The following is a 20,344-nucleotide window of genomic DNA, read 5'->3' on the forward strand; positions in this document are numbered from 1 at the left end:
AGGTGAGAGTGCGACAACGCGAAAGCAGGAAGGGTCAGCGCGGTGAACGCGGCGGAGTTTAGCGACGGATTGCCCGTATTCGAACCGGGCCATGTCTGGCTGGTCGGGGCCGGGCCGGGCGATCCCGGTCTGCTGACCCTGCTGGCCGCGCATGCGTTGCGCAACGCCGATGTCGTGGTCCACGACGCGCTCGTCAACGCCGACTGCCTGACATTGGCGCGCGAAGGCGCGACACTGGAATATGCGGGGAAACGCGGCGGCAAACCGTCGCCCAAACAGCGCGACATCTCGCTTCGCCTGGTCGAACTGGCCCGCGCCGGAAAACGGGTGCTGCGGCTGAAGGGCGGCGATCCCTTCGTTTTCGGGCGCGGCGGCGAGGAGGCGCTGACCCTGGTCGAGCACGGCGTGCCGTTTCGGGTGGTGCCGGGCGTGACCGCCGGCATCGGCGGGCTCGCCTATGCGGGCATTCCGGCGACGCATCGCGACACCAATCACAACGTCACCTTCCTGACCGGCCATGACGCGACCGGCGTCATGCCCGACGCAATCGACTGGGCGAGCGTGGCGCGCGGGTCGCCCGTCATCGTGATGTATATGGCGATGAAGCATATTCCGGTCATCTCGGCCCGGCTGATCGCGGAAGGCCGTTCGCCGGACGAGCCGGTTGCCTTTGTCTGCAACGCCACGACGCAGCAGCAGCAGGTGCTCGTCACCACGCTTGCCGCCGCCGAGCGGGACTGCGCGACCGCCGGCCTGTCGCCACCGGCCATCGTAGTCGTCGGCGAGGTGGTGCGCCTGCGCGACGGGCTGGATTGGCTGGGCGCGTTGAGCGAGGGGCGCAAACTCGTCGCCGACCCGCTCCAGGCACGCCGGCGGGACTTGTCCGCATGAGGGGATTTCTTGTCGCCGCACCGCAATCCGGTTCGGGCAAGACAACGATCACGCTCGGTCTGCTGCGGGCATTGCGCGACCGGGGCGTGAGCCTCGCGCCGGCCAAGGCCGGTCCCGACTACATCGATCCGGCCTACCACACGGCGGCCAGCGGCGAGGTGTGCGTCAATCTCGATCCCTGGGCGATGCGGCCGGGCCTGTTGCGGCGGCTTGCCGGGCGGCATGCCGGCGACGACCGGCTGTTGGTGGTCGAGGGCATGATGGGCCTGTTCGACAGCGCCGCCGACGGCAACGGCTCGCCGGCCGATCTGGCCGCGTTGCTCGGCCTGCCTGTCGTGCTGGTGGTCGATTGCGCACGCATGGCGCATTCGGTGGCGGCGATTGTCGACGGCTTCCGGCGCCACCGCGACGACATCGATTTTGCGGGTGTCATCCTCAACCGGGTCGGCAGTGTGCGGCACGAGGAAATGCTGCTCGACGCGTTGGAGCCGCACGACGTGACGGTGCTGGGCACGGTGCGCGCCGACAAGGCGCTCGACCTGCCGTCACGCCATCTGGGCCTTGTTCAGGCGCATGAAAACGAGAACTTGGAGCGTTTCATCGCCGATGCTGCATTCACGGTGACCGTCGGTGTCGATCTCGACCGGATCGAGGCCCTGACGGCCAAACCTGACAGCGAGCCGCTGCCCGGTGCGATATCGCGCATACCGCCGCTCGGCCAGAAGATCGCCGTCGCCCGCGATACGGCGTTCGGCTTTTGCTATCCGCATCTGCTGCGCGGCTGGGTGCAGCAGGGAGCGGAAGTCGCGTTCTTCTCGCCGCTTGCCGATGAAGCGCCGCCCAAGGATGCTGACGCGATTTACCTGCCTGGCGGCTATCCGGAACTCTATGCAGCGGAACTGGCGCATGCGGCGCGGTTTCGCGTCGGGCTCAGGGCGAGGGCGGCCGCGCATGTGTCTGTGTTCGGCGAGTGCGGCGGCTTCATGGTGCTGGGCGAGGGGCTGATCGACGCCGAAGGGCAAAGTCATCGCATGACCGGTCTGCTGCCGCTGGTGACGAGTTATGCCCGCCAAACGCGGCATCTGGGCTACCGGCGGCTTTCGCCGCTCAAGGCGTCGCCCTGGAAGCTGCCCTTGAAGGCGCATGAGTTTCATTACTCTACAATCGTCTCGGAAGGCGAGGGCGAGCGGCTGTTCGATGTGCGCGATGCGCGCGGCGACGAACTCGGAGCGGCCGGGCTGCGGCGCGGATCTGTCGCCGGCTCCTACATGCATGTCATCGACAGGGCGGACTGATGGCCGGCGTCTCCCATGGCGGCGCGCTCGACCGCGCGATGGAGCGGTACGGTGGTTCGGCCGACAGCTGGCTCGATCTTTCGACGGGTATCAACCCGGTCGGCTGTGCGGTGCCGCGCATGCCCGAGAAAGTCTGGCAAAGACTGCCGGACGAAAGCCTCGTGGCCGATTGCCTCGCCGCCGCGCGGCAATGTTATGGCGTGCCCGACGACGCGGGGATTGTCGCGACCCCAGGCACCCAGGCGATCATCCAGTGGTTGCCGACCCTGTTCAACTACGCCGACAGCGTGGCCATCGTGTCGCCGACCTATGGCGAGTACGAGCATGTCTTCCATGCCGCCGGGGTGCGGGTTTCGACGCCGGAAACGCTGCCCGGGCCCGCCAGCGGCGATGCGATGCTGGTCGTCGGCCAGCCGAACAATCCGGACGGGCGGGCCTGGGCGAAAGACCGGCTGGAGCCGCTGATCGGCGGCCGAAGCAGCCTGCGCGCCGTGATCGCCGACGAAGCCTTCGCCGATGTCGCGCCTGAGCATTCGTTGGTCGGGCGGACCGGCGACAACACCCTCCTTGTGCTGCGCTCCTTCGGCAAGTTCTTCGGGCTGGCCGGCGCGCGGCTGGGCTTTGCCATCGGCAACCCGGATGTCATCGAGAGCCTCGAGCGGATGCTCGGCCCCTGGGCGGTGTCAGGGCCGGCGCTGCACCTTGCATCGGTGGCGCTGCGCGATGCCGACTGGATCGCGGCGACGCGCAAGCGCCTGGCCGATGACAGGCTGCGGCTGGCCGGCATGCTGGCACGGCACGGCTTCGAGATCGTCGGCGGCACGGATCTGTTCGTCCTCGCCGGTCACGCTCGCGCCGCCGCCCTCGCGCAAGGGCTCGGCGAGCGCCACATCCTGGTGCGCGCCTTCGACCGCCAGCCGGAGTGGTTGCGTTTCGGTATGCCCGCTTCGCCCCAGGAATTCGAACGGCTCGATCAGGCGCTCGGCGAAACCGCCTGAGAGTGCAAGCGGAGCCGAACTCATGTCGCATCTGGTCATCCTGTTCGTCGCGCTGATCGTCGATAGATGTTTTGGTGATCCCGACTGGCTGTGGCGGCGCGCCATGCACCCGGTGGTCGTGTTCGGCAAGCTGGTCGGCTATTGCGACAAACAACTGAACCGGCCGGAATACTCCGATGCCAACCGCGAGAAGCTCGGCCTGCTGGCCATCGCCGGCCTGTTGCTGCTGGCGATTGTCGTCGGACGCTGGATGGGCACGGTCTTCGGCGTGACGGGCCCGGTCGGCGCGGTGATCGAGATCGCCTTTGTTGCCGTTCTCCTGGCGCAAAAATCGCTCGCCGATCATGTGCTGGCCGTCGCCGACGGGTTGCGGCAAGGCGGGCTTGAGGGCGGACGCGCGACGGTATCGATGATTGTCGGGCGCGACCCGAAGACGCTCGACGAAGCGGGCGTCGGCCGAGCCGCCATCGAGAGCCTTGCCGAAAACGCCTCGGACGGCGTGGTCGCGCCGGTCTTCTGGTACGCCCTGTTCGGATTGCCCGGCCTGTTTGCCTACAAGATGCTGAACACCGCCGATTCGATGATCGGCCATCGCACCGAACGGCACCGCGCCTTTGGCCGGGCATCGGCGCAGCTTGACGATATCGCCAACTGGCTGCCGGCGCGGTTGACGGCGATGCTGATCGCCTTCGCCAGCTACACGATGGCGGGACGGCAGGCCGCCGAGATCGTGTGGCACGCGGCGTGCCGCGACGCGCGGCTGCATCGCTCGCCCAATGCCGGCTGGCCGGAAAGCGCCATGGCGGCCGCGCTTGGCATCGCGCTTGGCGGGCCGCGCATCTATTCAGGCGATGTCGCCGACGAACCATTCCTCAATGGCGAAGGCCGGCGCGAAGCGACCGTTGCGGACATCGACGCTGCCATTGGCGCATTCTGGCGCGCCATGACCGTCATGACCGTCGCCGTCGGCTTGCTGGCGCTCGTGGTGCGGTGGTAAATCCACGCAAATGGAGGAGCTTGCGTGACTGAAGACACTTTCGCGAAGTTGCAGTTTTTCGAACTGACGCGGGACGGCGCCGTGGCGCGCCTGGCGATGAACCGGCCCGACAAGGCCAACGGCATGACGCCGGCCTTCTGGGCCGAACTGCCACAGGTTGTCGCAGCGCTCGATGCCGATCCGTCGGTGCGTGCGCTGGTGATCTGCGGCAATGGCAAGCATTTCACCGGCGGCATGGATCTCGCCAACTTCCAGGGCATCCTTTCGCTTATTCAGAATGAGCCCGGCCGCGCCGCCTATGCGCTGCGGCGGCTCGTCCTGTCGTTGCAGGACAGCTTCACCGCGCTGGAGGAGTGCCGTCTGCCGGTCATCGCCGCCATCCACGGAGCCTGCATCGGCGGTGGTATCGACATGATCTCGGCCTGCGACATCAGGCTGGCGTCGCAAGACGCGTTTTTCTCGATCGAGGAAATCAACATCGGCATGGCTGCCGATGTCGGCACGCTGCAAAGACTGCCGAAACTGGTCGCGCCCGGCATCGTCAAGGAACTGGCTTATACTGGCCGGCGCTTTACCGCCGGCGAGGCGCAAGTCTGGGGTTTCGTCAATGAAGTGCTGGCCGACAGGCAGGCGGTCGAGGCGCGGGCCATGCAATTGGCGCACGAGATTGCGGCAAAGTCGCCGCTTGCCATCGCGGGCACCAAGAAGGCGATCGACCATGCACGCGATCATTCCGTGCGCGACAGTCTGGAACACATGGCAACCTGGAATGCCGGGATGCTGCGTCCGGAAGACCTCACAACGGCGATGCAGGCCAAGATGACACAGAAGGAGGCGGTGTTCGCCGACCTTCTGGCGGACGCGGCACTCGGCGGTTGAGGCATTCGTCGTCGTTCTGGAGTGCCACGTCGGGAATTGCTGACATGCGGTCCGCGCGTTAGAAGTCGCTTATTGCCGAGAAATTGTTGCGAGACGCCCGATGATTGATCCCACCGCGAACACCTTTGCCTACCGCCTGATACGGCGAATTCCCGACAGCCGGTTCGGGTTTTCGTTCATGCACGCCGTCTCGCGCCTGCAAGGGATGGCAAAGCCGGCCGGTCTGGAGATCGAGACCGTGGCGGTGCCGCGCCGGACCGGTGGAGGATCCGTGCGGACCATCGTCGTTCGCCCGAAGAACGCCGCAAAGGATTTACCGGTGATGGTCCACCTGCACGGCGGGGGACATGTTGTCGGCGTGCCGGAGCAGGATCTTGCCTGGATGAAACGCTACATCGATGCGCGGCCCTGCGTCTTTGTTGCGCCGGACTACCGCCGCGCGGTTCAAGCGCCCTTTCCGGCCGGGATCAAGGATTGCTATGACGCGCTTTTGTGGGCGCGCGACAACGCCGTCAGGCTCGGTGGACGCAGCGACCAGATCATGCTCCATGGTGAAAGTGCCGGCGGTGGTCTGACCGCCGGCCTCGCGTTGATGGCCCGTGACCGCGGCGATGTCGCCGTCGCCTGCCAGTTTCCGATCTACGGCATGTTCGACGACCGCGAGGAGAACTACACAGCCTGCGACGATTCCGTACTTTCATGGACGCGTGGCAAAAACATTCTCGCCTGGAAGATCTGTCTCGGCGATTTGGCGGGGCGCGATGAGGAAGTACCGGCCTATGCCGCGCCAGCCCGCGCCGAGGATCTTGCTGGTTTGCCGCCGGCGATTGGCTATGTCGGCGACCAGGACCTGTTTCACGACGAGAACGTTTCCTTTTTCGAACGGCTTTCCCGTGCTGGCGTGCCTACCGAATTCACCGTGATCAACGGCGCCTATCATGGTGCGGAGATCATGGCGCCGGATTCGCAAGTCGGCCGGGCGTCCTGGGACTTCATCCTCGACGCCTACAAGCGCGCCGTCGACCGCTACACCGCGCCGCAGGATTAGTCGGACCGCGACCGGATGCTTGCCAATGCCGCATGAGGTGTCCCGTTGAGGGATTGGTGTCTTGTTTGAAGATGAAATTGCCTATTATTTTCAATAATTTGAAGTGCCTATCTCTTTTTTTTATCCACCGCGCCCGAACCTCCCCTATCATTCTCCCTGCCTTCTCACGGAAGTCTGGGTGCACACCGGCTCACAGGGGGAAGGACGGTGCCCGGTGGGCGGTGCAGAGGTGTATCGCTGGGTGATGAACCCCCACGCCGGGGCGGCATGAAGCGGCGCGCGCAGTCTTGTTTTCCCGGACAGAGTTCCGGGCCGCCGACCGAAGCTGCAAGGTGAGGCCCGTTCCGGCTTCGGGCCCCCGCCAGCAAGCAAAGCGAAGCTTAAGGGTGGGGCAGAAAAGCCGGAGCAATCGATCCAGTGAATCGATTGCAGGGCCGAACGAGCGGGCGGTCAAAAAAATCTATCCACCGCTCCTAAACCCTCGCTTACAATCGCAATTGCCTTCTCACGGAAGTCTGGGTGCGCACCGGCTCACAGGGGGAAGGACGGTGCCTGACTGGTGGCGCAGAGGTGTGTCACTGGGTGATGAACCCCCAAGTCAGGGCGGCATGAAGCGGCGCGCGCAGTCTTGTTTTCCCGGACAGAGTTCCGGGCCGCCGACCGAAGCTGCAAGACCACCGAGCGGGCGGTCCGAGGATCGCTATTACTATCTAGACGTTGCGATGCTTTGACCGCCCGTCTTCCAGAATATGAACAATCCGGTCTCGGAAACGAGGCGCGGTGACGGCGAAGCGCGCCACTCTCCCCGTTGCCGGGAGAGCCTTTCGGGCACTCAACCCACACTCCGTCGATCGATCGCTCTTGCGAGATCCGGGGCGGCGGCGATCAGGCGGCGGGTCACCTCATGGCCGGGATGGTCGAGCACCTGGCCCGTCGGACCCGTCTCTACGATCCTGCCGTGATCCATGACCATCACATCGTGGGTGATGGCGCGGGCAACCGTCAGGTCGTGGGTGATGAACAGGAAGGCGAGGCCGAGATCGTCGTTCAGCTTGGCGAAGAGATCGAGGATCTGCGCCCGGATCGACACGTCCAGTGCCGAGACCGGTTCGTCGGCGACCACCAGTTTCGGCCGTGTGATGATCGCCCGCGCGATGGCCAGCCTTTGCCGCTGCCCGCCAGAAAATTCATGCGGGTATTTGTCCATGTCAGCGGCCTGCATGCCGACTTCAACCAGCGCTTCGGTGGCGCGGGCGCGCCGTTCGGCACGCGGCATCCGTTCGTCCATCAGATGCAGCGGTTCGGTCACCGAACCCTCGATTTTCTGGCGCGGATCGAACGAGCCGAACGGATCCTGGAACACGACCTGCATTTCGCGGCGGGCCGGGCGCAGTTCGTGTTCGTCGAGCGCCGACGTCTCCATGCCGTCAAAGACGATCTGCCCGGCGGTCGGCCTGTCGAGCGCCAGGATCATGCGGGCGAGCGTGGATTTGCCGCAGCCGGACTGTCCGACCAACGCCACCGAATGGCCGGCGCGGATGGAAAACGACACTTCGTCGACGGCGCGTGTCGGTTCGGCACGCGCCAGCAGGCCGGTGCGGTGACCGGGATAGTGGCGCGAAACCGACGAGAGTTCGAGCAGGCGGTGTTCGTCGCCTGGCGGCGTCGCGGCATTCGCCCATTGCGGCACATGGGTCGAGGCCTCGGCGAGGCGGCGGGTGTAATCGTGTTTCTGTTCGCGCAACACGGTCATCGCATCGCCGGCTTCCTGCACGACGCCGTGGCGCAGGATCGTAATTCGATCGGCCATGTCGGCGACGACGCCGAGATCGTGGCTGATCAGGATCAGGCCCATGTTGTTTTCTGCGACCAGCTCGCGCAGCAATTCGAGGATCTGCGCCTGCAGGACGACATCGAGCGCGGTGGTCGGTTCATCGGCGATCAAGAGCTTGGGGTGCAGCGCGCAGGCGATTGCGATGACGACCCGCTGGCGCTGGCCGCCCGACAGTTCGTGCGGATAGCGGGTCAGTGGAAAGCGGCTCTCCGGCAGGCCGACCCGGTCGAGGATGCGGCGTGCGCGATCCTCGGCCTCGGCGCGGCTGGCGCCACGATGCAGGCGAATGCCCTCCGCGACCTGTTCGCCGATGGTCTTGACCGGATTGAGCGCGGTCATCGGCTCCTGGAACACCATGCCGATCTCGTCGCCGCGCAGCTGGCACATGCGCTGCTCGCTCGCCGCCAGCAGGTCTTCGTCGCCGAACGAGACAGTCCCGGTGGCGCTTGCGGCATGCGGCAGCAGGCGCATGACGGTCAGCGCCGTCATCGACTTGCCGGAGCCGGATTCGCCAACCAGCCCGACGACCTCGCCGGCATGCACGTTGAAGTCGACATTGTCGAGCACGCCGAACGGGCCAATCGACAGGGACAGATTGCGGATATCGAGAACGGGCTTTGCCATCGCTCAGCGCCTCCGCCGAAGTTTTGGGTCGAGCACGTCGCGCAGCCCGTCGCCAAGCAGGTTGAGGCCGAGCACCGTGATGATGATCGCCAGCCCCGGCACGATCGCCATGTGCGGCGCGATAGACATCATCGTCTGTGCCTCGAACAGCATGCGTCCCCAGCTTGGGGCCGGTGGCTGGGTGCCGAGCCCGACATAGGAGAGGCCGGCTTCGGCCAGGATACCGAGCGAGAACTGGATCGTGCCTTGCACCAGCAGCAGGTTGGCGATGTTGGGCAGGATGTGCTGCACCGTGATCAGCCCGGCGCCCTTGCCGGCGGCGCGGGCGGCGAGGATGAACTCGCGCGGCCACAGCGCCAGCGCGCCGCCGCGCGCCACGCGGGCGAAGACCGGGATGTTGAAGATGCCGATGGCGATGATCGCGTTAACCGCGCCGGGGCCGAAGATTGCAGTGATCATGACGGCCGACAGCAGTGCCGGAAAGGCGAAGATCACGTCGGAGGTGCGCATCAGCACCTCGTCGGCGATGCCGCGCTTGGCCGCCGCCCAGCAGCCGAGCGGCACGCCGATCGCCATGCCGATGCCGACGGCGATCAGCGCCACAGCGATCGAGTTGCGGCTGCCGACCATGATCATCGAGGCGATGTCACGGCCGAAATGGTCGGTGCCGAGCCAGTGCGCGCCGGACATGCCCTGCAGCCGGTCGGCGATCACGAGCTTGGTCACGTCATAGGGCGTCCAGACGAACGAAAGCAGCGCCAGCGCGACGACGAAGCCGGTGATGGCGGCGCCGGCCATGAAGGAGCGGTTCGTCAGCGCATCGTGCAGAAACCGGCGCCAGTCCTCGTGATCGACGGCAACGAGTTCGTCGCGCATCAGCGCCTCCTCAGGCGCGGATCGGCCCAGGCGTATGCGAGGTCGACCAGAAAATTGACGATGATGACAGTTGCGACCAGCAGCACGACGACGCTTTCGACGACGATCAGGTCGCGCTGCGTGATCGCCTGGAAGACCAACCTGCCGAGGCCGGGCAGATAGAAGACACTCTCGATGATGATCGTGCCAGCCAGGAGGAAAGCGAACTGCAAGCCGAGGATCGTCAGCACCGGGATCAGCGCATTGCGCAGCGCATGACGCCACAGCACCATATTGGCGGGCAGACCCTTGGCGCGCGCGGTACGGATATAGTCCTCGCCGAGCACCTCGATCAGCGCGGAGCGGGTCACGCGGGCGAGGATCGCCGCTTGCGGCAGCGCCAGCGCGACGGCCGGCAGAAGCAGGGCGTTCAGTGCCGGCCAGAACCCGGCCTCCCAGCCGGGGAAGCCGCCGGCGGGCACCAGCCGCAAGGTCACGGCGAAGACATAGACCAGAAGGAGCGCGAACCAGAAATTGGGAATGGCGATGCCGAGTTGGGTCGCCGCCATGACGCCAGTGTCGGTGGCAGTGCCGCGCCGGGCCGCCGAGACGATGCCGACGGGAATGGCGATCGCGGTCGACAGGAACAGCGCCAGCAGCGCCAGCGGCAGCGAGACGGCGATCCGCTCGCTGACCAGTTCAGCGACCGGCACCGAGTAGGTGTAGGACGTGCCGAGGTCGCCGGTCAGCAAGCCGCCGATCCATGCGAGATAGCGTGTCAGCAGCGGCTCATCGAGGCCCATTTGCAGTCGAAGCGCGGCGATTGCGTCTTCGGTGGCATTCATGCCCAGCATCAACCGGGCCGGATCGCCCGGCACGATTTCCAGCACGGCGAAAACGATGATGCTCGCGACCAGGAGAGTGATTGCGACGAGAACGATGCGACGAAGCGCGTAGGACAGCATGTAAAGCGTTTACCGGCGGCGAAGGCGAAGAAATGGGCGGGCCAAAACGGGGCCCGCCCCGGTCTTACCGATGTGCGATCAGTCTTTCCAGCTCACCCCGGTCAGATCGTTCGCCTGAACCGGCGAATTCTCCCAAAGACCCTGGACCTTGGCGTCCCAGATGCCGTTCTTGGCGAGCTGGAACATGTAGCCGTTGACAGCGTCGTCAGCGATGATCTGCTGCGCCTGGCGCATCAGCGCGAAGCGTTCGTCCTCGTCGGCGGTCACGTCCAGCTTGGCAATGACATCCTTGAAGGCCTGGTTGTCATACTGGAAATAGTAGCCGTCGCGCGCATAGATGCCGATATCGTTCGGCTCGGTATGCGAGACGATGGTCAGGTCGTAGTCCTTGGTCTTGAACACCTGATCGAGCCACTGGGCCCATTCGACCGGAATGATCTCCAGATCGATGCCGACCTCGCGTAGCTGCGCGGCGACGATTTCGCCGCCGCGGCGGGCATAGGATGGCGGCGGCAGCTTGAGCGTGCCCTTGATGCCGTCGGCATAGCCCGCGGCGGCCAGCAGTTCTTTCGCCTTCGCCGGATCATGGGGATAGGTCTCGACCAGTTCCACATAGGCCGGATGGTGCGGCGCGAAGTGAGAGCCGATCGGGGTGCCGAGGCCGAACATGGCGCCGTCGATGATCGCCTGCCGGTCGATCGCATGCGCGACTGCCTGCCGGACCTCCAGCTTGCTCCACGGCTCCTTGCCGTTGTTGGTCGACAGGATCGTCTCGCCTTCGGTCGAGCCGATCACGACGGTAAATCGCGGATCGGCCTCGAATTGCGGAATGGCTTCCGGCGCCGGCAGGTTGGGAAACGCCTGGACATCGCCGGCCAGCAGCGCGGCGGTGCCTGCCGAAGGATCGGCGATGAACCGGAATTCGGCCTTGTCGAGGGCAACCGCATCGCCCCAATAGGCATCGTTCTTTACCAGCTTGACTGCGGAGCCCTTGGCCCAGCTGTCGAACTTGAACGGGCCGGTGCCGACAGGGGCTTCCTTGTTGGTATCAGCCGATTCGCGTGCGACGATCACCGCGTCGCCCCAGCCCATGTTGTAAAGGAAGGCACCGGACGGGTGTTTCAGCGTCACCTCGACCGTGAGGTCGTCGACCGCCTCGACCGTTTCGATCGCTGCGAAAAGCGCCTTCTGGGCGTTGGTCGATTCCTCGGCGCGGGCGCGGTCGTAGGAAAACACAACGTCGCCGGCGTCGAGCGCGGAACCGTCGTGGAAGGTCACGCCCTCATGCAGCTTGAAGGTGTAGACCAACCCGTCGTCGGAGAGCGACCAGCTTTCCGCCAGCGCCGGGGCGACCGAGCCGTTGGACGTGATGCGGGTGAGGCCTTCGAACACGTTGGCGTAGACAACCTCGTCGATCGCGGCGGCCGCGCCGGCGGTCGGATCGAGATGCGGCGGCTCCAGCACCATTCCAAGTGTGAGATCTGTGCGGCCGGCATTCGCGGCGGCACTCATGGCCAGCACGGCGGCGGCGCTCAAGATAATGGTATTGCTTCTAAAATTCATCGCGAACCTCCCTGATGTCGCGATGCGATTAAATCAGGAAGCGCGCCGATTGTCAGCAGTCAATGAGCACGTTCGGGTTCCGCGGCCGCCGGACCGCGGAACAATTGGGCGGCCCAGGTCAGTGGCGGACGACCACCCGCATGTTCTTGAGGCCGACCTGCTTGACCAGTGAGAACAGAACAGCGGCGTTCTTGGGGTGCAGGCGGATGCATCCGGCCGAGGCCGGACGACCGAGCCGGCTGATCTGGTTGGTGCCGTGAATGGCGAAATTGCCGCTGTAGAAAATGGAATACGGCATCGGCGCGTTGTTGTAGCGGCTCGATTTATGGTGGCGCGACAGCCACTTGGCGGTCCATGTTCCGGTAGGTGTCACCTTACCGGGTCGCGCAGTCGAAACGCGCCAGTTGTATTTTACCGCTCCGCGGTGGATCACTGTCATCGTCTGCGAAGACAAGTCCACCTTTGCCACCAGCGGCGCGGCAGATGCGGCCGCGGCATTCATCAGAACAACCGCTACGGCGATACTCAACCCGACAAGAATACGCATAATCACACTTCCCTCTGTTGCCAATCCGCGCCCGCAACTCATCATCGGCTGAATACGGGCCAGTCCCTCCAACATGCCATTAAACACCTTTCAGAGCGTTGACTTGCAAGCTTAGTTTCCGCCGCGTGCGTTCAACAACTCGTGAAGGCTCAGCGCCATGACTTGCGCCGATTGTATCATATCGCCGATGCCGACCAATTCGTCGGGCCGGTGAGCGAGATCCATCATACCAGGCACGTGTGCGACGCAATCCTAAAGATGGCCAAGCCGGGAGATATGCTTCTGGTGATCGGTGCCCGGCGAGATCACATATTGCGGTTCGCGTTCGAAGACTTCGCGAATGCCATTGGCGACGGGGCTCGGGACCGGCGCATTCTTCTCGGTCATCAGCGGCATCACCTCCATGATGTCGCGGGTCTCGTAGTCGAATTTCGGCCGGCCGGCTTTGAGGTCCTAGAGAATGTCGACAACCTCGCCCTTGACTTCGTCAATCGACTCTTCAAGCAGAAACCGCCCGCCGATGGTCAATTTGCAACTGTCGGGGACATTGGGCGAGGGCAGCCCGGAGAACTCATCGGCCTGGCCGCCATGCGGCGAGTTCAGGTTCAGCGTCGACCGTCGCAAGCCCGGCCCGTGTTGTGTTTTGACGCTGTTGTGTATTGCAATTACAGTGTTTCGCAGGGGCGAAGCGTAAAGCGTAGTAGAGAGGGTGTTGTGAGCAGTATCTTTGTTCGTTTTTTCATGGTCGCCGCGGTGTTTGTTTGCGGGGCAACCGCAAGTCATGCTGGGCGCCTTATCGCCCATGTCGATCTTTCCAGGCAGGTCATGACGGTGAAGAAGGACGGTCGCGTGCTCTACAATTGGAAGGTCAGCACGGGGCGCAGGGGTTACTACACGCCGACCGGCACCTGGGGCCCGAAGCGCATGCACAAGATGTGGTATTCGCGCAAATACCATAACTCGCCAATGCCACACTCGATCTTCTTTTACGGCGGTTATGCAATACACGGCACGAACTACATAAAATCGTTGGGCCGCCCGGCTTCGCATGGGTGCGTGCGCCTGCACCCCAGCAATGCCAAGCGCCTGTATCGACTGACAAGGCAAGTCGGCCCGTCCAACATGCGCGTGGTGATCACACGTTAGTTTTCCGCCCGATGGCGGCAGGCCGCGACGGTTGTTACCGATCTGCGGCATGTCGTTTTTTCGATTGCGCAAGAGTCGCATTTGCGCACTTTGCGGTTATGGAGATATGCGACATGCTTGGGACGATCCGGCAATGATGGAGTAAGCCGCCGTGATGCGCGAGCCTGCGCTTGAGCTTTCAAGCCCCGCCGGAGACGAAGTCCGCAAGACCACCTGCTACATGTGTGCGTGCCGCTGCGGCATAAATGTGCATCTGCGCGATGGCAAGGTCCGCTACATCGAAGGCAACCGCGATCACCCGGTCAACAAGGGCGTGCTGTGCGCCAAGGGTTCCGCTGGGATCATGCAGCATTATGCGCCGGCCCGGCTCAAGGCACCGCTGCTGCGCGATGGCCCTCGCGGCTCCGGCAAGTTCCGCGAAATATCCTGGGAGGAAGCGCTGGAAACGGCGACCCGTTGGCTTGGTGACATCCGCTGCAGTTCGCCAGAGAAGCTCGCCTTCTTCACCGGGCGCGACCAGTCGCAGTCGCTGACAAGCTTCTTCGCGCAGAATTTCGGAACCCCCAACTACTCCGCGCATGGCGGCTTCTGCTCGGTCAACATGGCCGCCGCCGGTATCTACACGATCGGCGGCGCATTCTGGGAGTTCGGCGCGCCGGACTGGGACCGCACCAAGCTTTTCGTCCTGTTCGGCGTGGCAGAGGACCACGATTCCAATCCGATCAAGACCGGAATCGCCAAGGTGAAGAAGAACGGGGCGCGTTTCGTCTCGGTCAACCCGGTGCGCACAGGCTATTCCGCCGTCGCCGACAACTGGATCGGTATCCGGCCCGGCACGGACGGGCTTTTGATTCTGGCCGTCATCCACGAACTGTTGCGGACGCGCAAGATCGATCTGGACTACCTGATCCGTTACACCAATGCCGCCTGGCTGGTAATCCGCGATGAGGGGGCGCCGGACGACGGGCGTTTCGCGCGGGACGAAAACGGCGAGCCGCTCGTGTACGACCGTGCCGCCGGCGCGCTCACGCCGGCCGCCTCAGCCGGGCGCGAGGTTTCGCTGTCCGGTTCCGTCGCGCTGCCCGACGGACGCCAGGCCGTGCCGTCCTTCCAATTGCTGGCAGAGAAGTATCTCGACGAACGCTACGCGCCGGAGGCGGCCGAGAAGGAGACCGGCGTAGCGGCGGAAACGATCCGGGGCCTGGCCCGCGAGATCGCCCGCGTCGCCTTCGAGGAGGAAATCGTCCTCGATCAGCCCTGGACGGATATGAAGGGCGAACGCCATGAACAGATGATCGGACGACCGGTCTCGTTCCATGCCATGCGCGGGATTTCGGCCCACTCCAACGGCTTCCAGACCTGCCGTGCGCTGCATCTGTTGCAGGTCTTGATCGGTTCGATCGATTGCCCCGGTGGGTTCCGCTACAAGCCGCCTTACCCAAAACCGGTCGACGCCCATCCGCGTCCGCATGGCCGTCTCGTCAATGTACGCCCGAATACCCCCTTGATGGGCCCGCATCTGGGCTTTCCTCGCGGGCCGGAGGATCTGGCGATCAGCGTCGAGGACGGCCGTGCCAACCGTATTGACAAGGCGTTTTCGTGGCACGCGCCGCTCTCAGCCCATGGCTTGATGCACATGGTCATCTCCAATGCGCATGCCGGCGATCCGTACGAAATCGACACGCTGTTCCTCTATATGGCGAACATGGCGTGGAACTCGTCGATGAACACCCGCAGTGTCATCGAGATGCTGGAAGACCGCGACGAGGAAACCGGCGACTACAAAATCCCGCACATCATCTATGCCGACGCCTACAATTCGGAGATGGTCGCTTACGCCGATCTGGTGTTTCCGGACACCACTTATCTGGAGCGGCATGACTGCATTTCGCTCCTCGACCGCCCGATCTCCGAACCCGAGAGCATCAATGACGCGATCCGCTGGCCGGTGGTCGAGCCCGACCGCGACGTGCGCGGCTTCCAGTCGGTGCTGATCGATCTGGCAGGCCGGCTGAAACTGCCGGGTTTCGTCGATGAGGCGGGCGAACCGCTCTATCGTGACTATGCGGACTACATGGTGCGGCACCAGCGCAAGCCCGGCATTGGTCCGCTTGCCGGCTGGCGCGGCGAAGACGGTACGGCCTCGGGGCGCGGTGACGCGAACCCGGAACAGATCGAGCGCTACAAGGAAAACGGAGCGTTCTTTGCGCGGCACATTCCGCCGGAAGCCCAGTTCTTCAAGCATGCCAATGCCGACTATCAGGCGCTTGCTGTCGAGATGGGCTTTTTCGACAAGCCGTCTCCGGTGACGTTCCAGCTCTATTGCGAGGTACAGCAGAAGTTCCGGCTGGCCGCACTCGGCCATGGCGAGATACAGCCGCCGGTGATGTTCCGCGAACGGCTGTTGGAGGCGTTCACGCCGCTGCCGGACTGGTATCAGCCGCTTGAGGAAGCCGCGATCGACCGCGAGGAATATCCGTATCACGCGATCACCCAGCGCCCGGCGGCGATGTACCATTCCTGGGGCTCGATGAATGCGTGGCTGCGCCAGATTCACACGTCCAATCCGATGTTCGTGCCCGGCGAGATCTGCGACGAGGTCGGATTAAAGGATGGCGACTGGGCCTGGATCATCTCGCCGCATGGGCGCATTCTCGTTCCGGTCAAGCGTTCCGAAGCGGTCAATTCGAAGACGATGTGGACCTGGAACGCCATCGGCAAGCGCGGCGGCGCCTGGGCGCTCGACCGGCAATCGCCCGAGGTCAAGAAGGGCTTTCTGCTCAACCATCTGATCAACGAATTGTTGCCGCCCAAGGGCGATGGCATGCGCTGGTCGAACTCCGATCCGGTGACGGGGCAGGCGGCCTGGTACGATCTGCGGGTGCGCGTTGAGAAAGCCGATCCGCCACCGCTCGGCGCATCCGAACCGCGTTTTGACGCGACCGGCTACCGCAGCAATGCCGCTCCGGAAGAACTTCGCTACGGACAGGAGTGGGAAACATGACGATGCTTCCCGTGACACCGCCGAAGAAGAAGCTCGGACTGGTCATCGATCTTGACACCTGCGTCGGTTGCCACGCCTGCGTTGTCAACTGCAAGGAGTGGAACACGGGCGGCTACGGCAATGCCCTGTCGGATCAGGAACCGTATGGCGCGGATGTTTCCGGGACCTGGCTCAATCGCATTCACACATTCGAAGTGGTGCCCGAAGGCGGCGAAGTCATCGGCGAGGCGGGCGATGCGCGGGTCGTGCATTTCCCCAAGTCCTGCCTGCACTGCGAGGACGCGCCTTGCGTAACCGTTTGCCCGACCGGTGCATCCTACAAACGCGCCGAGGACGGCATCGTGCTGGTCGACGAGGACAAGTGCATTGGCTGCGGACTGTGCGCATGGTCCTGCGCCTATGGCGCGCGCGAGATGGATCTCGCAGCCGGCGTGATGAAAAAATGCACGCTGTGCGTCGACCGGATCTACAACGACACATTCGAAGAGGTCGATCGCGTGCCGGCTTGCGTGCGGACCTGCCCGGCCAATGCACGCCATTTCGGCGATCTCGGCGACCCGCAGTCGGAAGTCTCCAAGCTGGTCGCCGAGCGAGGCGGTTTCGATCTGATGCCCGAGCAGGGCAACCGGCCGGTCAACAAGTATCTGCCGCCGCGCCCGCGCTCGGCGCTCGCTGATGCGCCGGAGATTGCGCTTGCGCCCGGCGATCATGAAAGCACGGATGGCGCGCCCGGTTTTCTCGGTTGGCTCGACCGCGCGCTGGAAAGGCTCTGATCCGTGCATCCGGCATTTTCCGTCATTTTCTTTACCGTCATGTCGGGCATGGGTTACGGCCTTGCTTTCTTCCTGGGGCTCGCTCTGGTCGATCCCGACACTTTGGCCGGCAAGGCAGCCCACGTGACGGCGTTGGTGATGATCGCGCTCGGATTGGTGTCGTCGACCTTCCACCTTGGAAACCCGCAAAGGGCATGGCGGGCGTTCTCGCAATGGCGATCCAGCTGGCTGTCGCGCGAAGGGGTGATGGCGATCGTTACCTTCGTTCCGCTGACCCTGAATGCGGCATTGGCGGTGTTTTTCGGCACGCAGAATGTGTGGCTCGGCCTTGCCGGCTCGGTCTGTGCGGTCGCAACCGTCTACTGTACCGCAATGATTTATGCATCATTGCGGACCGTCGACGCCTGGCACACCTGGAAGACGCCGGCCTGCTACATCGCCTTCGCCTTTGCCGGCGGTGCGCTTTGGACGTTGGTCTTCACACTCCTTTCGGGGCGGGGCGAACCGTTTCTGCCCGGCCTGCTGGCACTTCTGGGGATCGCGGTGGCTTGGGCATGCAAGGCGAACTGGCTGGCAAGTATGCGCGCGCATGTTTCCGCCTCGACGCCAGAGACCGCGACCGGTCTCGGTCATCTGGGCGCTGTCCGGTTGCTGGAGCGCCCGCACGCCACCGAGAACTACCTGACCCGCGAAATGGGCTTCAAGATCGCGCGCAAGCATGCCGAAAAGCTGCGCGGCATCAGCGTGCTATTGTCTTTTGTGGTGCCGGCACTGTGTGTCGCGTTGGCGTTTCCGGGCCTGCTGATCCAGGGCGCATCGCCGTGGCTGGCATTGCTTGCAGGTGCCGCGGTGTTGTCTCACGCGGCCGGCATGTTCGTCGAACGATGGCTGTTCTTTGCCGAAGCCCGGCACGCCATCACTAACTATTACGAGGCTTGATTTCACGCAGTTCCCAGCGGCGGTGGAACCACATCCATTGATCCGGATGTTCCCGCACCCAGCGCTCGACTATATCGTTGAGGAGTTGCGTTGTCGCGGCGATGTCGATCTCCCCGTCGCCGTTGCGCGGCAGGTCGATTGCCTCTTCCAGTTCCAGCCGGTAGCGCCCGCCGGGTAGCCGGATGCAGCGGGCGGGATGCACCGGGCGGTCGTATTTGCGCGCCAGCTTTGCCAGCAGCGGGTTGGACCGGGCTTCATGGCCGAAGAACGTGGTCGTCACGCCGCGGTTGAATTTCTGGTCGACAAGCAGGCCGACGGAGTCGCCGTCGTCGAGGACTTTCGCCAGTCCCCAGGCCGCGCCTGCCATCGAGGGAACGAGATCGCCCATGGCGGTGCGCCGCGCGGCCAGCAGGCGCTTGGCGATGTAGGGGTTGTTGGGTGGGCGGAACAGGGCCGTGACCTTCAGGCCAAAAGCCGCGGCACAGGCCGGCAGCAACTCGAAGTTGCCGGTATGAGCGGTAAAGAAGATGTAGGAGCCACCCTCGCCGTGCAGACGATCGAAGATCTCGTGCCCAGCCACTTCGACTCGGCCGGGTTCGGTGGCGTTGGGATCGTAATCCGCCAGCTTCTCGAGGTTCAGGTATTCGGCGCCGAGGCGAAACATGTTGCCCCACATGCCGAGCGCGATTTCGCGGATTTCGCTCTCCGGTTTTTCCGGAAAGGCCAGGCGCAGGTTGTCGAGCGCCAGGGTGTGGCGCGGAGTTAGCGGTCCGAGAGTGCGGCCCAGCCAGGCCGCCGCTTCGATGGCGGTACCGGGCGGCAAAAGCTTGGCGATGGCCAGCAGCGAGAATGCGACACGGGCTTCAAGCCAGTAGCGCGCGCGATTGGCTGTTCTCCAGATGCGATAGCGAAGCATGTTCATGGTGCAGTCAGGTCAGCTCACGCGCAGCAGGATTTTGCCGAATACGTCGCGCGTTTCCATCCGCGCGAGTGCCTCGCCGATTGCGTCGAAACCGACTTCGGTGTCGACAACGGGGTGAACGATGCCGCGCGCCATTTTTTGCATCGCGTTTGCCATGTTCTCCATCCGGCAGCCGAATGAGCCGATGATCCTGAATTGCTGCTGAAACAGCATCATCAGGTTCATGTTGGTCGAAACGCCGGAGGTCGAGCCGCAGGTGACAAGCCGACCGCCGCGCTTCATCGACAGCATCGAACCTGCCCAGGTGTCGACCCCGACATGTTCGAAGACGACGTCGACGCCCTTCTTCTTGGTGATCTTGCGGACCGCGCCTTCAAAACGGTCTTCGCGGTAGTTGATGACATGGTCCGCGCCGAGCGCGCGTGCCGGTTCGATCTTGGCGTCCGATCCGACTGTGGTGATGACTGTGCAACCGGTCCGCTTGGCAAGCTGGATCGCCGCCGAGCCGATGCCGGAGCCGCCGGCATGTACGAGAACCGTCTCGCCGGGTTTCAGTTGCGCATTGTCGAACAGCATGTGTTCCACGGTGCCGAAGGTGATCGGCGCGACCGCAGCTCCCGTCGCATCGACGCCGGGCGGCGCAGGGACAAGGTTGCGGGCGGGCAGGTTGACCAGCTCCTGGGCAAATCCGTCGAGATGGAAAGCCATGCACCCCGGCCACGTTTTCGCAGAGATTGTCGCGGCCCGCTACGCAGGCCTCGCACAGGCCGCAGGTTTGAGCGCCATAGATCGAGACAAGCTGCCCCGGCTTCAGGCCGGCGACACCTGGGCCGATCGTTTCCACGACACCGGATGCCTCGGCGCCGACGACCAGCGGCATCTTGCGCTTGGCGAAGGCCATGCCCCGCCAACCCCAAACGTCGATGTGGTTGAGGGCGACCATACGGATACGGACGGTGACTTCGCCGATCCCCGGCGGCGGTGGCGGTGGCAGGTCGGCTTCGACAAGCTTGCGATCTTCCACGAGCTGCAGGGCTCGCATGGCGGTTCCTTCCGGCCAGGTG

The 20,344-nt window shown here is 64.2% G+C and carries 16 protein-coding genes and 2 pseudogenes; 10 read left to right on the plus strand and 8 right to left on the minus strand.

The annotated features are described in order from the left end of the window. The first annotated feature begins 42 nt into the window (after nucleotides 1-42). The 6 genes from cobA to ACO06R_RS08305 all read left to right on the plus strand — a co-directional run bounded on the left by cobA (nucleotide 43) and on the right by ACO06R_RS08305 (nucleotide 6,108). The gene (cobA, locus tag ACO06R_RS08280; protein ID WP_421858369.1) at nucleotides 43-891 is read left to right on the plus strand and encodes a uroporphyrinogen-III C-methyltransferase; all 849 of its coding nucleotides are present in this window, start codon (nucleotides 43-45) and stop codon (nucleotides 889-891) included. After that, the gene (locus tag ACO06R_RS08285; protein WP_421858372.1) at nucleotides 888-2,186 is read left to right on the plus strand and encodes a cobyrinate a,c-diamide synthase; all 1,299 of its coding nucleotides are present in this window, start codon (nucleotides 888-890) and stop codon (nucleotides 2,184-2,186) included. The genes cobA and ACO06R_RS08285 overlap by 4 nt, the downstream gene beginning before the upstream one ends. Further along, nucleotides 2,186-3,184, plus strand: coding sequence for a threonine-phosphate decarboxylase CobD (gene cobD, locus ACO06R_RS08290; protein ID WP_421858374.1), 999 nt, complete (start codon nucleotides 2,186-2,188; stop codon nucleotides 3,182-3,184). Before ACO06R_RS08285 ends, cobD begins: the two co-directional genes overlap by 1 nt. A 22-nt stretch (nucleotides 3,185-3,206) precedes the next feature. Continuing rightward, the gene (gene cbiB / locus ACO06R_RS08295; RefSeq protein WP_421858377.1) at nucleotides 3,207-4,181 is read left to right on the plus strand and encodes an adenosylcobinamide-phosphate synthase CbiB; all 975 of its coding nucleotides are present in this window, start codon (nucleotides 3,207-3,209) and stop codon (nucleotides 4,179-4,181) included. A gap of 24 nt (nucleotides 4,182-4,205) precedes the next feature. Then, on the plus strand, nucleotides 4,206-5,060 hold the full coding sequence (locus tag ACO06R_RS08300; RefSeq protein WP_421858380.1) for a crotonase/enoyl-CoA hydratase family protein: 855 nt from the start codon (nucleotides 4,206-4,208) through the stop codon (nucleotides 5,058-5,060). 100 nt (nucleotides 5,061-5,160) lie between these two features. After that, nucleotides 5,161-6,108, plus strand: coding sequence for an alpha/beta hydrolase (locus ACO06R_RS08305; protein ID WP_421858384.1), 948 nt, complete (start codon nucleotides 5,161-5,163; stop codon nucleotides 6,106-6,108). 832 nt (nucleotides 6,109-6,940) lie between these two features. Here ACO06R_RS08305 and ACO06R_RS08310 read toward each other — a convergent pair. The 6 genes and pseudogenes from ACO06R_RS08310 to ACO06R_RS08335 form a co-directional block, all read right to left on the minus strand. Further along, entirely contained in the window at nucleotides 6,941-8,566 is a 1,626-nt protein-coding gene (locus ACO06R_RS08310) for an ABC transporter ATP-binding protein (protein WP_421858387.1), read from the minus strand. Between the two features lie 3 nt (nucleotides 8,567-8,569). Beyond that, a complete protein-coding gene (locus tag ACO06R_RS08315) occupies nucleotides 8,570-9,442 on the minus strand; it encodes an ABC transporter permease (RefSeq protein WP_421858390.1) in 873 nt (290 codons plus the stop codon). Then, nucleotides 9,442-10,386, minus strand: coding sequence for an ABC transporter permease (locus ACO06R_RS08320; protein WP_421858393.1), 945 nt, complete (start codon nucleotides 10,384-10,386; stop codon nucleotides 9,442-9,444). Before ACO06R_RS08320 ends, ACO06R_RS08315 begins: the two co-directional genes overlap by 1 nt. A 78-nt stretch (nucleotides 10,387-10,464) precedes the next feature. Beyond that, nucleotides 10,465-11,949, minus strand: a complete 1,485-nt coding sequence (locus tag ACO06R_RS08325) for an ABC transporter substrate-binding protein (protein ID WP_421858395.1) — start codon at nucleotides 11,947-11,949, stop codon at nucleotides 10,465-10,467. A gap of 118 nt (nucleotides 11,950-12,067) precedes the next feature. Beyond that, the gene (locus ACO06R_RS08330; protein WP_421859287.1) at nucleotides 12,068-12,496 is read right to left on the minus strand and encodes a L,D-transpeptidase; all 429 of its coding nucleotides are present in this window, start codon (nucleotides 12,494-12,496) and stop codon (nucleotides 12,068-12,070) included. Nucleotides 12,497-12,607: 111 nt separating this feature from the next. Continuing rightward, nucleotides 12,608-13,123: pseudogene (locus ACO06R_RS08335) on the minus strand (succinyl-diaminopimelate desuccinylase); the annotation flags it as partial. Nucleotides 13,124-13,237: 114 nt separating this feature from the next. Here ACO06R_RS08335 and ACO06R_RS08340 point away from each other — a divergent pair. The 4 genes from ACO06R_RS08340 to ACO06R_RS08355 all read left to right on the plus strand — a co-directional run bounded on the left by ACO06R_RS08340 (nucleotide 13,238) and on the right by ACO06R_RS08355 (nucleotide 18,358). Then, nucleotides 13,238-13,642, plus strand: coding sequence for a L,D-transpeptidase (locus ACO06R_RS08340; RefSeq protein ID WP_421858398.1), 405 nt, complete (start codon nucleotides 13,238-13,240; stop codon nucleotides 13,640-13,642). Between the two features lie 154 nt (nucleotides 13,643-13,796). Beyond that, nucleotides 13,797-16,646, plus strand: coding sequence for a molybdopterin oxidoreductase family protein (locus ACO06R_RS08345; RefSeq protein WP_421859290.1), 2,850 nt, complete (start codon nucleotides 13,797-13,799; stop codon nucleotides 16,644-16,646). Further along, entirely contained in the window at nucleotides 16,643-17,419 is a 777-nt protein-coding gene (locus tag ACO06R_RS08350; protein WP_421858400.1) for a 4Fe-4S dicluster domain-containing protein, read from the plus strand. Before ACO06R_RS08345 ends, ACO06R_RS08350 begins: the two co-directional genes overlap by 4 nt. A gap of 3 nt (nucleotides 17,420-17,422) precedes the next feature. After that, nucleotides 17,423-18,358: a dimethyl sulfoxide reductase anchor subunit family protein gene (locus tag ACO06R_RS08355; RefSeq protein ID WP_421858403.1), complete on the plus strand. Its 936-nt coding sequence runs from the start codon at nucleotides 17,423-17,425 to the stop codon at nucleotides 18,356-18,358. Here ACO06R_RS08355 and ACO06R_RS08360 read toward each other — a convergent pair. Together ACO06R_RS08360 and ACO06R_RS08365 are read right to left on the minus strand one after the other, a co-directional pair. Further along, nucleotides 18,339-19,280, minus strand: a complete 942-nt coding sequence (locus ACO06R_RS08360; protein ID WP_421858406.1) for a lipid A biosynthesis lauroyl acyltransferase — start codon at nucleotides 19,278-19,280, stop codon at nucleotides 18,339-18,341. The genes ACO06R_RS08355 and ACO06R_RS08360 overlap by 20 nt on opposite strands. 12 nt (nucleotides 19,281-19,292) lie before the next feature. Beyond that, a pseudogene (locus ACO06R_RS08365) lies at nucleotides 19,293-20,322 on the minus strand (zinc-binding dehydrogenase). Nucleotides 20,323-20,344 lie beyond the last annotated feature (22 nt).

This window comes from Oricola sp., from assembly GCF_965230365.1.
GTDB lineage: Bacteria > Pseudomonadota > Alphaproteobacteria > Rhizobiales > Rhizobiaceae > Oricola.